The sequence below is a fragment of the Streptomyces sp. SN-593 genome, from assembly GCF_016756395.1.
Taxonomy (GTDB): Bacteria; Actinomycetota; Actinomycetes; order Streptomycetales; family Streptomycetaceae; genus Actinacidiphila; species Actinacidiphila reveromycinica.
In genome coordinates, this window is record NZ_AP018365.1 from 849233 (window position 1) to 864169 (window position 14937).

12 protein-coding genes are annotated in these 14937 nt (G+C 75.5%); 4 read left to right on the plus strand and 8 right to left on the minus strand.

Features of this window, described 5'->3' with window-relative positions; translation table 11 throughout:
• Window positions 1-208: 208 nt before the first annotated feature.
• Complete coding sequence (gene yczR / locus RVR_RS03530; protein ID WP_202232442.1) at window positions 209-1711, minus strand: MocR-like transcription factor YczR; 1503 nt, start codon at window positions 1709-1711, stop codon at window positions 209-211.
• A 96-nt stretch (window positions 1712-1807) separates the two neighbouring features.
• On the opposite strand from yczR, the gene yczE reads away from it, so the two are divergent.
• A complete protein-coding gene (gene yczE / locus RVR_RS03535) occupies window positions 1808-2530 on the plus strand; it encodes a membrane protein YczE (protein WP_202232443.1) in 723 nt (240 codons plus the stop codon).
• A gap of 258 nt (window positions 2531-2788) precedes the next feature.
• Complete coding sequence (locus RVR_RS03540) at window positions 2789-3163, plus strand: RNA polymerase-binding protein RbpA (protein ID WP_031517570.1); 375 nt, start codon at window positions 2789-2791, stop codon at window positions 3161-3163.
• A 189-nt stretch (window positions 3164-3352) separates the two neighbouring features.
• Here the strand turns inward: RVR_RS03540 and fxsA are convergent, their stop codons facing one another.
• From fxsA to RVR_RS03570, 6 genes are all read right to left on the minus strand, one after another.
• A complete protein-coding gene (fxsA, locus tag RVR_RS03545; RefSeq protein WP_202232444.1) occupies window positions 3353-3958 on the minus strand; it encodes an FxsA family membrane protein in 606 nt (201 codons plus the stop codon).
• 106 nt (window positions 3959-4064) lie between these two features.
• Window positions 4065-4835 carry a polyprenol monophosphomannose synthase gene (locus RVR_RS03550; protein WP_202232445.1) on the minus strand — a complete coding sequence of 257 codons (771 nt, stop codon included), beginning with the start codon at window positions 4833-4835 and terminating at the stop codon, window positions 4065-4067.
• Entirely contained in the window at window positions 4832-6532 is a 1701-nt protein-coding gene (gene lnt, locus RVR_RS03555; protein WP_430393100.1) for an apolipoprotein N-acyltransferase, read from the minus strand. The genes RVR_RS03550 and lnt overlap by 4 nt, the downstream gene beginning before the upstream one ends.
• Before the next feature lie 618 nt (window positions 6533-7150).
• Complete coding sequence (locus tag RVR_RS03560) at window positions 7151-8833, minus strand: amidohydrolase (protein ID WP_202232446.1); 1683 nt, start codon at window positions 8831-8833, stop codon at window positions 7151-7153.
• 30 nt (window positions 8834-8863) lie between these two features.
• Window positions 8864-9304: an Lrp/AsnC family transcriptional regulator gene (locus RVR_RS03565; protein WP_202232447.1), complete on the minus strand. Its 441-nt coding sequence runs from the start codon at window positions 9302-9304 to the stop codon at window positions 8864-8866.
• Window positions 9305-9369: 65 nt separating this feature from the next.
• The gene (locus RVR_RS03570) at window positions 9370-10611 is read right to left on the minus strand and encodes a D-arabinono-1,4-lactone oxidase (RefSeq protein WP_202232448.1); all 1242 of its coding nucleotides are present in this window, start codon (window positions 10609-10611) and stop codon (window positions 9370-9372) included.
• A gap of 299 nt (window positions 10612-10910) precedes the next feature.
• Here RVR_RS03570 and RVR_RS03575 point away from each other — a divergent pair, with 299 nt between their 5' ends.
• The gene (locus RVR_RS03575; protein ID WP_237404547.1) at window positions 10911-11414 is read left to right on the plus strand and encodes a hypothetical protein; all 504 of its coding nucleotides are present in this window, start codon (window positions 10911-10913) and stop codon (window positions 11412-11414) included.
• A 166-nt stretch (window positions 11415-11580) separates the two neighbouring features.
• On the opposite strand, the gene RVR_RS03580 is transcribed toward RVR_RS03575, so the two are convergent.
• Window positions 11581-12756: an acyl-CoA dehydrogenase family protein gene (locus RVR_RS03580; RefSeq protein ID WP_202232449.1), complete on the minus strand. Its 1176-nt coding sequence runs from the start codon at window positions 12754-12756 to the stop codon at window positions 11581-11583.
• 324 nt (window positions 12757-13080) lie between these two features.
• Between RVR_RS03580 and RVR_RS38530 the strand changes: the two genes are divergently transcribed.
• A complete protein-coding gene (locus tag RVR_RS38530) occupies window positions 13081-14931 on the plus strand; it encodes a serine/threonine-protein kinase (RefSeq protein WP_202232450.1) in 1851 nt (616 codons plus the stop codon).
• Window positions 14932-14937 lie beyond the last annotated feature (6 nt).

Sequence of the window (14937 nt, forward strand, 5' to 3'; positions counted from 1 at the left end):
TGCGCGCGCCGTTCCCCGCGCCCCTGTGGGCCCCGGGTTCCGCGGGGAAGCCGCACCTCGCCAGGAGCGTGAGCGACCCTGCACGCCCGGCGCCCCGCAGGGACTCGTGGCGCCGCCGACGGCGATGCGGCCCGCCGTCCCGGAGGGACACCGTGCCCGGGTCCGGGGGCGGGTCCCCGGTCCGGCGGGAGCGGGGCACCCGGGCGGGTCAGGCCACGAAGAGCCCGGTGGGGTCGCCGTCGGGCGCCGCGCCGGAGCGGACCAGTTCCGCGGCCTGGGCCAGGCGCGCCGCGGCCTCGTCGGCGGCGGGACCGCTCACCGTGAACGGTATGCGCACGTAGGACTCGAAGGCGCCGTCGATCCCGAACCGGGGCCCCGCGGGGACGCGGACGCCGAGCCGCTCGCCCGTGACCGCGAGGCGGGACCCGGAGACGTCGCCGGTCCGCACCCACATCGTCATCCCGCCGCGCGGCACGCTGAAGTCCCACCCGGGCGTGTGCGCGCGCAGCGCCGCCGCGAGGTCGTCGCGGCACTCGCGCGCGCGGGCCCGCCGCGAGGCGAGCGCGTGCTCCCAGCCGCCGCCCCGCAGCAGCCACGCCACCGCGAGCTGGTCGACGACCGGCGACGCGAGGTCGAGGTAGGCGCGGGCGGAGACCAGCCGGCGCACCACGTCGGGCGTGGAGCGCACCCACCCGATCCGCAGCCCGGCCCAGACGCTCTTGCTCGCCGATCCCACGGTCATCACGGTGCCGCCCCGGTCGAAGGCGGCCAGCGGCCGCACCCCGGACTCCTCGCCGTCGAGGACCAGTTCGGCCATGGTCTCGTCGGCGACCACCGTCGCCCCGGCGACCCGCGCCGCCTCGACCAGCTCGCGCCGCTCGTCGTCGCCGACCAGCGTGCCGGTCGGGTTGTGGAAGTCGGGCATCACGTAGACCATCCGGGGCGCGGCGTCGCGCATCACCCGGCGCCAGGCGTCCATGTCCCACCCGCCCAGCCGCTCCTTCAGCGCCACCGGCACCAGCCGCGAGCCGGTCTCGCGGAACAGCTCCAGCACGTTGGCGTAACTGGGCGACTCCGCGGCGACCCGCTCGCCGTAGCCGACCGAGTGGCGGGCGACCGCGCCGACCGCCCCCATCGCGCCGGTGGTCACCATGATCTGCTCCGGCATGGTGGGCACTCCGCGCGCGGTGTAGCGGTCCGCGATCGCCTCGCGCAGCACCGGCAGCCCGGCGGGGAAGTCGCCGTGCGTCGCCGCGTAGGCGGGCAGTTCCGCGACGGCGCCCTCCATCGCCCGGGTCAGCCAGGGCTCGGGGGCGGACAGCGCCGCGGTGCCGAGGTCGATCACCGAGCCGGCGGCGTCCGGGGGCAGCGGCTCCAGGCTGCGGGAGGGCTGGATGTGCCCCTCCGGGATCGCCGTCCAGCTCCCCGCGCCGCGCCGGGAGTGCGCGAAGCCCTCGGCCCGCAGCGCCTCGTACGCGGCCGCGACCGTGGTCCGGCTCACCCCGAGGGCGAGGGCCAGTTCGCGTTCGGCGGGCAGCCGCGCGGCCACCTGGAGCCGCCCTTCCAGCACCAGCAGCCGCACACCGTCGGCGAGCCCCCGGTAGGCGGGAAGCCTCCGCCCGCCGCGCACGGAGGTGCCGTCGGTGGCGGGCCGGGGCGTGAGGAGCCTGGCCAGGTGCGCCGCGCTCACCGCAGCGGTCCACTGGGGCATCGAACTCAGTCCACCTTTCCCTGATTGGCCGTGGCGGGAAACCCTTCACAGGCCACACAGTGGCACGCGCGTCCGTTCACCCGCCAGGGGGGTCCCATGAGCCGTTCCGCCGTCCACCGCCTCGTCCGCCTCTACGTCGGCCTCGCGCTGTACGGCGCGAGCGACGCGCTACTGGTCCGCGCCTCGCTCGGCCTGGACCCCTGGGACGTCTTCCACCAGGGGCTCTCGCGGCTGACCGGGGCGAGCATCGGCCTGGTGTCCATTGTCGTCGGTGCCGCCGTCCTGCTCCTGTGGTGGCCGATCCGGCAGCGCCCCGGGCTCGGCACCGTCTCCAACGTGGTGCTCGTCGGCGTCACCCTCGACGCCACGCTCGACCTGGTGCCCTACCACGCCGCGCTCGCGGTGCGGGTACCGCTGATGGTGGGCGCGGTGGTGCTCAACGGCGTCGCCACCGGCCTGTACATATCCGCCCGGTTCGGCCCCGGCCCCCGCGACGGCCTGATGACCGGCCTGCACCGCAGGACCGGCCGCTCGCTGCGCGCCATCCGCACCGGCATCGAGCTGACCGTGCTGGCGGCGGGCTTCGCGCTCGGCGGCGGCGTGGGCGTCGGCACGGTGCTGTACGCCGTGTCGATCGGCCCGCTCGCCCAGTTCTTCCTGCGCCTGTTCGGCACTCCCCCGACCGCGGCTCCGGAGCCGCGCGCCGGCGCCGGCGCAGCCCGTCCGGCGGCCGCCGGAGGGGCCGGGGCGGCCGGTACGACCGGCTCTGCGGGCATTCGCCGGGAAGCGCCGGAACACCGGGTGGTGGACACGATTTAGCCCTGAGGGGTGCGGGCGGGTAGTGTACGCGGTTGGCCCAGCGGCCCGACCGCCACAGCAGGCAAAAGATACGACGACAGCGGGTGACATATCCTGCTAAGTGTGACAAACGGGATGTCGCTGGGTAGAAACAGGGGCGACACGACGGGCGACGCATATCCCGAAACGGGAATCTTCACCGCCGACCGGACGTTGACCGGATGACGACGACAGCGACACCTGTCCTGTGGGCGACCAAAAGCCCGGGAGGCACGATTCATGAGTGAGCGAGCTCTCCGCGGCACGCGACTCGGGGCCACCAGCTACGAGACCGACCGCGGCATCGATCTGGCCCCGCGCCAGACCGTGGAGTACGCATGCCGGAACGGCCATCGATTTGAGATGCCGTTCTCGGTTGAGGCCGAGATTCCGCCGGAGTGGGAGTGCCGCGCCTGCGGCCAGACCGCGCTCCTGGTGGACGGAGAAGGTCCCGAGGAGAAGACCACCAAGCCGGCGCGCACGCACTGGGACATGCTCATGGAGCGGCGCACGCTCGAAGAGCTGGAGGAAGTGCTCGCCGAGCGGCTCGCCGTCCTCCGTTCCGGGGCGATGAACATCGCGGTGCATCCGCGCGACAACCGCAAGACCGCCTGACCGCACCCGGGTCCGCGGCGCCGCGGGCCCACCAGGGGCCCGCACCCGCGGCCCCCGAACCCTTCCGCCCGGCCGGAGCAGCCCGCTCCGCGCCGGGCGCAGCTATGCCCGCCCACCGTGTACGCCCGCCCACCCGTGCGCCGGGGCGGGCTCGGACCGCTGCGCCGGGGCGGGCTCGGGCCGCGCTCCTCAGTCCCGGTTGACGACTTCGCCCTGGACCACCTTGTCCCCGGCCGTGCCGGAACCTCCGCCCCGGCCGGAGCCCGGGCCACCGCCGAAGCCGCCCGGTCCACCTGGTCCACCCGGTCCGCCGAAGCCTCCCCCGAAGCCGCCGCCGGGGCCCCCGGGGGGCATCGGGACGCCGCGGGCGAGTATCGCCCGGTCCACCCGGCGGCCGATCAGGGCCCGGGTCGGCGGGAAGAGCAGGACGAGCGCGACCGCGTCGGAGACGAACCCGGGGATGATCAGCAGCAGGCCGCCCAGCATCGCCAGGCCGTTGCGGCCGCCGCCCTCGGGCGGGCCCGGCGCGACCCCCTGCTGCTGGGCGTTCACCGACGCCGTGAGGTTCCGCCAGGCACTGCGCCCGGCCCGCTTCACCGCCGCGGCGCCCAGCACCAGCCCGGCGAGGATGCACAGGAGGACGACGAACCCGTTGGTCGCCCCGGCCACCAGGATCAGCAGCCAGATCTCCAGCACCGCCCACGCCGCGATCGCGAGGGGCACGAAGGTGCGGGCCCGGGAACGCCGCCTGCGCGGCGGCCGGACCGGGGGCGGTGTCGTCGTCGGCGTCGTCATACCTCAAGTGTGCCAAAGACCGGGGGGAGCCCGGCTCGGAACTCCCCCGCCGGCCGGCCCGCCTCCCGCCCCCGCGCGGCGCCCGCGTCGGGGCCCCCGCCGCGTCCTACGGCAGGGGGCGGCGGCCGGTGATCTTGCTCGCCCGCGCGCCCACGCCCCACGCGGTGACCCGCCACAGCGCCTCGGCCACGATGTTGCGGCTCATCTTGCTGTCGCCCCGCTCGCGCTCCACGAAGGTGATCGGCACCTCGACCACGTGGAACCCGGCCTTGACCGCGCGCCAGGCCAGGTCGACCTGGAAGCAGTAGCCGGCGGAGGCGATGTCGCCCAGGCCCAGGCTCTCCAGGGTCTGCCGCCGGAAGGCCCGGTAGCCGCCGGTGACGTCCCGCAGCGGCACGTCGAGCATCAGCCGGGAGTACGTGCTGCCGCCGCGGGAGAGGTACTCGCGGTGCTTGGGCCAGTTGACCACCCGGCCGCCGGGGATCCAACGCGAGCCGAGCACCAGGTCGGCGCCCTTCAACGCGGTGAGCAGCCTCGGCAGTTCCTCCGGCTGGTGCGACCCGTCGGCGTCCATCTCGACCAGCACGCCGTAGTCGTGCTCGATGCCCCACTGGAACCCGGCCAGGTAGGCCGCGCCGAGCCCCTCCTTGCCCTGGCGGTGCATCACGTGCACCTGCGGGTCGTCCGCGGACATCTCGTCGGCCAACTTGCCGGTCCCGTCGGGACTGTTGTCGTCCGCGATCAGGACGTCCGCGTCGGGCACCGAGGCCCGCACCCGCTTGACGATCGGCCGGACGTTCTCCGCCTCGTTGTAGGTCGGGATGATGACCAGGACCTTGCCGAGGGAGTCAAAGCTCCGCTGCCCGTCCTCGTTCACTGCTGCGACTGCCCTTTCGCCATGCGCGTGCGCTCCAGCCTGCCGATCGCGACGGCGGCCGCGCAGGACAGGAGACCAACCATAGCGAGTGCCCACTCAGGTGCCGCACCAACTCGGTCCGCGACGGTCTTCTCGTCGCGCAGCGGTATGTCGGCGCTGATGACCTGCTGGGTGAACTCCTTGCTGCGCTTCTCGATCGTCCCGTCCGGCTCGACCACCGCGCTGATCCCGCTGGTCGCCGCGGTGACCACGGCCCGGCCGTGCTCGACCGCGCGCAGCTTGGACATCGCGAGCTGCTGGTCGGGCTGGCCGGTGCGGCCGTAGGTCGCGTTGTTGGTCTGTACGACGATGGCGCGGGCTCCGGCGTTCACCGTGTCGCGGACGATTCCGTCGTAGGCCACCTCGAAGCAGATCACGTCGCCGACGTCCGCCGGGCCGATCCGCATCACCCCGGTGTGCGTGCCCGGGTAGAAGTCCTTCGGGATCTCGTTCAGCATCGGGATGACCTTGGTCAGCTCCTTGCGGAACGGGACGTACTCGCCGAACGGCACCGGGTGCTGCTTGGTGTAGCTGGCACCGGGGCCGGTGACCGGGTCCCACACGATGCCCTCGTTCTGCACGTGCTCCTTGTCCGGGCCGTCGACCAGCGCGCCGACCAGCACCGGCACGCCCACCGCCTGGACCGCCTCGGTGATCTTGGCGTACGCCTGCGGGTAGGTGAAGGGGTCCAGGTCGGAGGAGTTCTCCGGCCACAGCACGATGTCGGGCTTCTCCGCCTTGCCGGCCTTGATGTCCGCGGCGAGCTTGAGGGTGGCCTGGACGTGGTTGTCGAGGATCTTCATCGGGCGGCCGAGGAAGTGCATGCCGGGCTGCTGCACGTTGCCCTGCACGATGGCGACCTTCAGGTGGCCGACCGCGTTGGTGTGGATCGGCACGAGCAGGCCGGCCAGCAGCACCGCCGCCGACAGCACCAGCGCGCCGGCGGCCGGCAGCGCGCCGCGCACGGTCGGCAGCAGGGCCCACGGACCCGTACCGCGGCCGCGGTGGGCCCGGTGGGCGGCGAGCGCCGCCCAGGCCAGCGTGGTGCCGCTGAGGGCCACCGCGAAGCTCACCAGCGGGGCGCCCCCGAGCGCGGCGAGCGGGGTGAACGGCGATCCGGTGTTGGCGAACGCCAGCCGCCCCCACGGGAACCCGCCGAAGGGCAGCCGGTCGCGGACGAGTTCCTGGGCCACCCACAGGCAGGACGCCCACAGCGGCCACCACGGCAGCCGCCGGGCCACCACCATCAGGCCGGCCATCAGCACCAGGTACAGCGCCTCGATCGCGGACAGGCCCACCACCGCGAACCAGGTCACCGACCGCAGCCACACCAGCAGCCACAGGAAGAACGGGAAGGCGAAGGCGAAGCCGAGCCACGCGCCCTGCCGGACCGTGCGGCCCTCCAGCACCAGCGCCAGGCCGGCCACCGCGACCAGGGACAGCGGCCACACGCCGTACGGCGGGAACGCGGCGGCCAGCATCAGGCCGAACGCCGCGGCGACGGCGCTGCGCGGCGCGGCGGCCCTGGCCGTGGCCTTCCACCGCGCCCGCCTGGTCGCCGGCACGACCGGCACGACGGTCACTTCGGCGGCGGTCGTGTCCCCGGCGGGCACGATGCCGGTGGGCGCCGCGGGGGCGTTCGGCGGACGCAGGCGCACAGGCGTGGCCTTCCTGCAGGTCGGGACATTTGACGAAGGTGACGGTACCTCCTGTACCTGGGACCCCGGGGAGCGCGGGTCCGCCCGGTCCTCCCCCCGCACGCCGGACCGAGGGGCGCGGGGAACCGCGCGACGAGCCGACGGCCGTGCGCAGGGTCCCGCGACGAGGGGAAGGGGCGGCCTCGGGGATGTCGGGGCACTCAACGGGAGCGGGCCCGGACACCCTTCGGGCCGACCTGGGAACCGCTGGCTGCGGCTCGGCACCGAGGCCGTTGTCTACTGGGCGTCCGGGCCCTTCCCGGGTCACACCTGCCGATCGGGCGGCACTCCCCCCGCGTTCCGCGTCGCGGACGCTGGACCTGGCTGCCAGTGGCGGCGCGCGTGCGGCGCGGCGCCCCATGGCCCAGCGGTGTTCGACGCAACCGCGGAGAGCCCCCGGTCCGACGTCCTGTGGTGGACCTGGCCGAACCTACTCGCCTCCGACCAGCCACTGTCAACACCCCTGTGACCTGCGAACTCTCGGCAAATCAGCAGGTCAGTGGCGAGGTGCCCGCGCGACGGCGACACGCCGCCGCGCCCGCACCGCACACCGTTCGGGCGCATCCCGGAAAGCCCAGGTCACCCGTTCGGCGGGCGGTGGATCGTGCGGCCGGCCACGACGGTGCGCAGCGCGGTGGGCAGGGGGGCGCCGGGGGTGAGGTCGGGCAGGCCGGGGGTGCCCGAGCGCGGGTCGGTGGACCAGTTGGCGACGCGCTCGTCGGGGGTCTGCACGACGAGGTCGCCGACCTGCCAGACCGCGTAGTCGGCCGGGGCGCCGGGCACCAGGACCCCGGCGTCGTCGCGGCCCACCGCCCGCCAGCCGCCGCGGGTGTGGGCGTGGAACGCCGCGCGGGCCGAGACGCGGTGCTCGGGGGTGCGGTGGAAGGCCGCGGCGCGGACGGCTCCCCAGGGGTCGAGGGGCGTGACGGGACTGTCGGAGCCGAGGACGAGCGGCACCCCGGCGCGGGTCATCGCCGCGTAGGGGTTCAGGGTGCGGGCCCGCTCGCGGCCGAGCCGGGCGGCGTACATGCCGTCCTCGCCGCCCCAGGTCGCGTCGAAGGCGGGCTGCACGGAGGCGATCAGGCCGAACTCGGCGAACGCGGCGATCGTCTCGGCGGTCATCATCTCGGCGTGCTCGACGCGGTGCCGCAGGGCCCGTACGCGGCCGGTGCCGGCCGCTGCGGCCGCCGCGCGCACCCCGTCGACCACGGCGGCCACCGCGGCGTCCCCGATGGCGTGGAAGCCCGCCTGGACCCCCGCCCGGGTGCACAGGGTGAGATGGCGGGCGACGGTGTCGGCGTCGAGGTAGGTGACGCCGAGGTGGTCGGACCCGGTGTCGGCGTAGGGGGCGTGCAGGGCGGCGGTGCGCGAGCCGAGGGAGCCGTCCACGAACAGGTCGCCGCCGGCGCCGGCCGCGCCGAGGTCGCGCAGCCGGTCCAGGTCGGCGGGGCCGGCCACGGGCTCGGCCCAGTAGCCGTGCACGCGCGGGCCGGGCTCGGCCGCGGCGAGCGCGAGCAGGCCGGTCAGGTCGTCCTGCGAGGAGATGTTCGGGCCGGCGCACTCGTGCAGGCTGCCGATGCCCTGGGCGGCCGCGTGCCGCAGCGCCGCGCGCTGGGCGTCGGCGCGCTGGGCGGGGGTCACGGCGGCGTAGGCGGCCGCGCGGGCGGCGTGGTGGGCGTCGCGGGTGACCGGGCCGCCGGGGTGGTGGCCGGGCAGGTCGGCGGCGCCGGGCACGAGGTCGAGCAGCGCGCTGGTGACGACCGCGGAGTGCACGTCGGTGCGGGCGAGGTAGAGCGGGCGGCCGTGCACGGCCCGGTCCAGTTCCTCCCGGGTCGGCGGGCGGCCCTCGGGCCAGCGGGTGTCGTCCCAGCCGTGGCCGAGCAGCACCCGGTCGCCGGGGTGCGCGGCGGCGTACGCGGCGGTGCGGTCCAGCGCGTCGGCCAGGGTGCGGGCCGGGCCCAGGTCGAGGCCGGTCAGGGCCAGCCCGGTGGCGGTGGTGTGCACGTGGGCGTCGACGAACGCGGGGGCGACCAGCGCGCCGTCGAGGTGCACGACCTCGTCCACGCCGTCGGCGAAGGAGTCGGCGGCGCCCTCGGAACCGACCCAGGCGACCGTGTCGCCGTCGACCACCATCGCGGTCGCGAACGGGTCGGCGGGGCTGTAGACGAAGCCGCCGCGCAGCAGCACGGTGCCGCCTGCGGGTCCGTGCTGGTCGTGCGGTTCGGGGATCGTGGTCGCCGCTGCGGCGGGGCGCTGGTGCATGACGCCAGTCTCCCCCGGACGGCTCGGTGCTCAGATCCGGGGGGGCCTGGACTCGTAGGCGGTGGACAGCACCACGGTGGTGCGGGTGGAGACGCCTGCCAGGGACCGGATCCGGGACAGCAGGTGCTCCAGTTCGATCGGGGCGGAGACCCGCACCTTGAGGATGTAGTTCTCGTCGCCGGCCACGCTGTGGCACGCCTCGATCTCGGGCACCTCGGCGAGCCGGTCGGCGATGTCGTCCGGCGCGCTGGGGTCGAACGGCTTGACGGAGATGAAGGCGGTCAGCGACAGGCCGACCGCCTCGGGGTCGATGACGGCCGCGTAGCCGCGGATGACGCCGCGCTGCTCCAGCCGGCGGACCCGCTGGTGCACGGCCGAGGTGGACAGGCCCGTGGCCCTGCCCAGGTCGGTGTAGCTCATCCGCCCGTCGGCGACGAGCAGTTCCACGATGTGCCGGTCGAGCTCCTCCACAGCCGATGACCTTACCGGCACGGAGGGCTCCCCGGTCACCCCGTGGCCGTGCCCGCCGGGGCCGGTCACGGCGCGAGCAGGCGGCGGGTGAAGGCGTTGCCGAAGGTGCCGTCGGGATCGAGGTCCGCCACGAGCGCCCGGAAGTCCGCCATCCGGGGGTAGAGGCCGCGCACGGTCGCCGGGTCGGTGGTGGCGAGCTTGCCCCAGTGCGGGCGGGCACCGTAGGGGGCGAGGGCCGCCTCCATCCGGCCGAGCACCGCGGTCACGGCGGGGGTGTCCTGGCGCCAGGTGAAGTGCAGGCCGACGGTGTCGTGCCCGTAGGCGGGGCTGAGCCAGAGCCGGTCGGCGGCGATCGTGCGGACCTCGCAGGTCAGCAGGACCGGCGCGAGCAGCGCGCGCAGGTCGGCGACGGCCGCGATGGCGGCGGTGCCGTGGGCGCGCGGCACGAGGTACTCGGACTGGAGTTCCGCTCCGCTGCTGGGGGTGAACTGGGGGCGGAAGTGCGGCAGCCGTTCGTACCAGGGGCCGGCGGTGCCGTCCTGGGGGGTGCAGTGCACCGGGTCGATGCCGGGCACCGGGTGCAGCGGGCCGGGGGCCGCCGCGGTCCACGGCAGGTCGGGTTCCGGGGTGCCGTCGAGCCGCTTCAGCCAGACCTGGGTGAAGCCCCGCACCCGCCAGTCGGTGAAGAGGCTGACGCTGTAGGCGGCGCCGGTGAGGGCGTCGAAGTGGGCCAGCGCGTCGTCGAGGGCGAGGGCGGTGCGGGCGGTCTGCCGGACCTGGAAGGCGGGCACCACGTCGAGGGTGAGGTGGGTGGCGATGCCGAGCGCGCCGAGCGAGACCACGGCGCCGTCGAAGCGGTCGCCGTCGCGTTCGCGGCTGAGGCTGAGCGTGTCGCCGCCGGAGGTGACCAGGTCCAGGGCGGTCACGGAGGTGGCCAGCGAGCCGTTGGCGTCGCCCGAGCCGTGGGTGCCGGTGGCGACCGAGCCGGCCACCGAGATGTGCGGCAGGGAGGCGAGGTTGGGCAGCGCGAGGCCGCGGGCGTGCAGGTGCGCGGCGAGTTCGGCGTAGCGGACGCCGGCGGCGACGCGGACGGTGCCGGCGGCGCTGTCGACGTCGATCTCGGCCGGGAGCGCGGCCAGTTCGACGAGGTCTCCGTGGGTGTCGGCTATCGCGTTGAAGGAGTGTCCGCTGCCGAGCGCCTTGACCCGTCGGCTGCCGGCGACGATCGCGCGCAACTCGTCGAGCGTGGCCGGGCAGTGCACGCGTTCCGCGCCGAAGGTGAGGTTCCCCGCCCAGTTGGTCCGCATGCCGTGCCACTCCCGCCCGCCGGCCCGACGCCGGCACAACCGCGCTGGTCCACGCCTTGCCGCCACCCTATAAGGCGGTCTCACGGGCGATCGTCCGGGGCACCAGGGGGCGTAGGGGCGCACCCTGGGGGCGCATCGCGGAGGCATCCGAGGGAGTGTGACGAAGGCCACACCTCGACCGTGCGGAGCACTCCGCATGGCGCGATTACCCGCGTAGCGCGGCGGGAAGTGCTCGCTATGGCCGCGAGCGAGAAGCCGGGCCGGCCCAACGGAGGGCATCACCCAAGGGGGAACGCATCATGCGTCACCATGTGCGCCACAGTCGCAGCGCCCGGACGTCCTCGGCTGCCGCGGAGGGTCACGAACGCGACCTCGTGCTCGCGCCGGCACCCGCTCCCGCCGCCGATGAGGCCGAGGACGACGGCACGGACCCGGCCGCCGACTTCGACGACACCGAGGACCCCTACGACGAGGAGGGCGACGACTTCGCCGACGTCGTACGGCTCGCCTGCCCCGACTGCGGCCGGCCGATCGCCGTGGTCGGCGACGACAGCGTGCTGCCGTCCCACGCGGTGTGCCCGAACCCCTGGCAGCCCTTCGGGCTGACCGTCTGCGCCGGCTCCGGGCGCGCGGTCGCGGACGCCGGGGCCGTGGAGCCGCTGGTACTGGCCCCCGTCCGCGAGCAGCCCACCGCGCCGCTGCCGCTGGACTGGCGCACGCAGCCGTTCTCCCACGTCGGCGGCCCCGGCTCCCGCCCGGTCCGCGTCCCCGTCCAGCGCGCGCCCCACACCCTGGCCGCGTAGGCACGTCCGGCCCCGCGCCCGACGGCGCGGGGACCCGCAGCCCGGCCGCACCGACGGCGGGCACCCGGCCCCGCACGCCCGGACCGGCCGCACCGGCGGACCGGCCGCACAGGCGGCGCACGCGCGCGGGGACGGCGGACCCCCACGGCGGGGGCCCGCCCCGTTCCTAGTCGCGGGTCTCGGGGCCCACCAGGTGGCGCGCGATCACCATCCGCTGGATCTGGTTGGTCCCCTCGACGATCTGCAGCACCTTCGCCTCGCGCATGTACCGCTCGACGGGGAAGTCCGCGGTGTAGCCGTATCCCCCCAGGAGTTGGACCGCGTCGGTGGTGACCTGCATCGCGGCATCCGTGCAGAACAGCTTCGCCATCGCCGCCCGCGCGCTGAAGTCCTCCCCGGCGTCGCGCAGTCGGGCCGCCGTCAGGTAGAGCGCGCGGCCCGCCTCCACCCGGGTCGCCATGTCCGCGAGCATGAACCGCAGGCCCTGGAAGTCCGCGATCGGACGGCCGAACTGGCGGCGCTGCGCCATGTACGCCACCGCGGCGTCGAGCGCGGCCTGCGCCACGCCGACCGCGCACGCGGCGATGCCCAGCCGCCCGGCGTCGAGCGCGGCGAGCGCGATCGCGAAGCCCTGCCCCTCGTCGCCGATCCGCCGCTCGTCGGCCACCTCGACCCCGTCGAAGTGCATCTGCGCGGTCGGTGAGCCCTTCATGCCCATCTTCCGCTCGGGCGTGCCCGCCTCCAGCCCGGCCGCGTCGCCCGGCACCAGGAAGGCGGAGATGCCGTGCGCGCCCTCGCCGCCGGTACGGGCGAGCACCGTGTAGAAGTCGGCGACGCCGCCGTGCGTGATCCACGCCTTGGTGCCGTCGATCGTCCAGGACTCGCCGTGCCGCACCGCACGGGTGCGCAGGCTCGCCGCGTCGGAACCCGAGGTCGGCTCGGACAGGCAGTAGGCGCCCAGCAGTTCGCCGCCGAGCATCGCGGGGAGGTGGTCGGCGCGCTGCTGCTTGCTGCCGAAGGCGGCCACCGCGTGGCAGGAGAGGGTGTGCACGCTGACCCCGAGCCCCACGGTCAGCCGCGCGGCCGCCAGTTCCTCCAGCACCTGGAGGTAGACCTCGTAGGGCTGGCCGCCTCCGCCGTGCTCCTCCGGGTAGGGCAGGCCGAGCAGGCCGGAGCGGCCGATGAGCGCCAGGGCCTCGCGCGGGAAGTGCCCGGCCTCCTCCTCGGCGGCGGCCGCGGGCGCGATCTCGCGCCGGGCCAGGTCCCGGGTCAGGTCGAGCAGAAGGCGGGCCTCGTCGGTGGGCAACTGCCGTTCGACCGGCTGCGGGCCTTGCTGGGGCATGGCGGCACATCCTCCCTGTGGGGTGGCGGCGGCCCCGCGCAAGGGTGTGGTGGAGCCGTCCGGTGAGAACTACCCCGTTCCCGTCGCTGTCTCCCACGCCGGGTCGCGGCAACGGTGATCAACGGGTCCGGCGGATGGAGTATGCCGTATGGCGGCGGCGCCGTCACGGGTGCGTCACCGCCACCGGCCGCCCGCCGGAGCCCGCAACCGCGCGCGCCTCCGGCCGCGTCCCCCGGTTCGGTGCCCGGGCGGTCCGGGCGGCGCGGGCGACCGGGAGGGCGGATGCCGGCGAACGAGGCGGAAGGGCGACGTACGCTGCTGCGCATGGAGAGCTTGGAGGCGTCCGACCCCCGGTCGGTGGGCGGTTACCCGCTCCTCGCGCGGCTGGGCGCGGGCGGCATGGGGCAGGTCTACCTGGCGCGTACGGTCGCGGGGCGGCCGCTGGCGCTGAAGACCGTCCGCGCGGAGTTCGGCACGGACCCGGCGTTCGGCGAGCGGTTCGCGCGGGAGATCAGGAACGCGGACCGGGTGCGCTCGCCGTGGACCGCCACGGTGGTCGACTACTCCCCCGCGGGCGCGAGTCCGCAGTGGCTGGCGACCGAGTACGTGGCCGCGCCGTCGCTCGCCGACTGGGTCCGCGCGCACGGCCCGCTGCCCGGCGGGAGCGCGGCGGCGCTCGGCGCGGAGCTGTGCGAGGCGCTGCACGCGGTGCACCGCGCGGGCCTGGCGCACCGTGACGTGAAGCCGTCGAACGTCCTGCTGGCGGGGACCCGGCCGCTGCTGATCGACTTCGGGATCGCCCGCGCCGCCGACGACACCCGGCACACCAGCACCGGGGCGATGATCGGCTCGCCCGGCTACATGGCGCCGGAGCAGGCCGCGTCCGGGAGTTCGGCGGAACCGGGCGACGTGTTCGCCCTGGGCGCGGTGCTGGTCTACGCGGCGACCGGCCGCGGCCCGTTCAACCACCCCGGCGAGACCGCCTCGACGCCCGCCCTGCTCTACCGGGTGGTGCACGAGGACCCGGACCTGAGCGGGGTGCCGGAGGTGCTGCTGCCGGCGGTGGCCGCGCTGCTGGTCAAGGACCCGGCCGACCGGCCGACCGCCCTGGAGGCGGCCGCGCTGCTGGGCGACGGCGCCGGCAAGGCGGCCGCCGCACCGGCGCCGTGGTCCGGGAACCTGCCGCCGGGGCTGGCCGGGGAACTGGTCGCCCGCGAGGAGGCGACCCGCGCCGCGCTGGCGGACGCCCCGGCCCCGCCCGCCCCGACCGGGGCGGCGAGCGCACCCGCCGCGCCCACCGCACCCGGTGTCCCTCCGGTGGCCGCCACCACCCCGTACGGGCCCGAGTCCGCGACGTTCCGTCACCCCGCCTACCAGACACCCCGGACAGGCCCTCAGCAGACCGTCCAGCGGCCTTCGGTCCCGCCGCCGGGCTACGCCTCCCCCGGCGCCCGGAACGGCCCGCCAGGCCCCGGCACGGGCCTCCCCCCGGGCTCAGGCGGGGGCGGCAGCCGGCGCGGCGCGCTCGTCGCGGCGGCCGCCGTCGCCGTGGTCCTGGTGGTCGTGGGCTCCCTCGCGGTGCACCGCTGGCGGCAGAACGCCGACGACCAGGGGTCCGACGCCAAGGCGCCCACCGCCTCCGCGTCCTCCACCGCCACCGGGACCGGCAGCGCCGCCGGCCCGACCGGGACCGCCGGATCGCACACCGGCTCCGACGACTCCGACGACCCCGACGGCGATTCCGACTCCGACGGCTCCGACGGCTCCGACTCCGACGGCTCCGGTTCGGCCGACAAGCTGCCCGCCGCCTGGATCGGCACCTGGTACGGCGTCGGCCCGGGGCTGCCCTCGGTCACCGGCAAGGCCAAGGTCACCATCACCCTGACCGGAGGCACGCGCGGGAACGTGGTCGGCAAGGAGGTCACCCACGTCACCGGGTCGATCTCCGGCGCGGACATCGGCTGCACGGACACGCTCGGCTTCACCGAGCGCGACGGCTCCACCGTCGTCCTCCAGGCGGTGTCCAGCACCGCGTCCGACCCGTCGAGCGGCACCGAGTGCACCGTGGGCCGCGTCTACACCCTCACCCTCGACAGCGACGAGGAGACGCTCAAGCTGTCGGACTACAGCGGTCTGACGGTGGGCGCGCCCACCACCTTCACCAAGCAGGACTGACCGGCC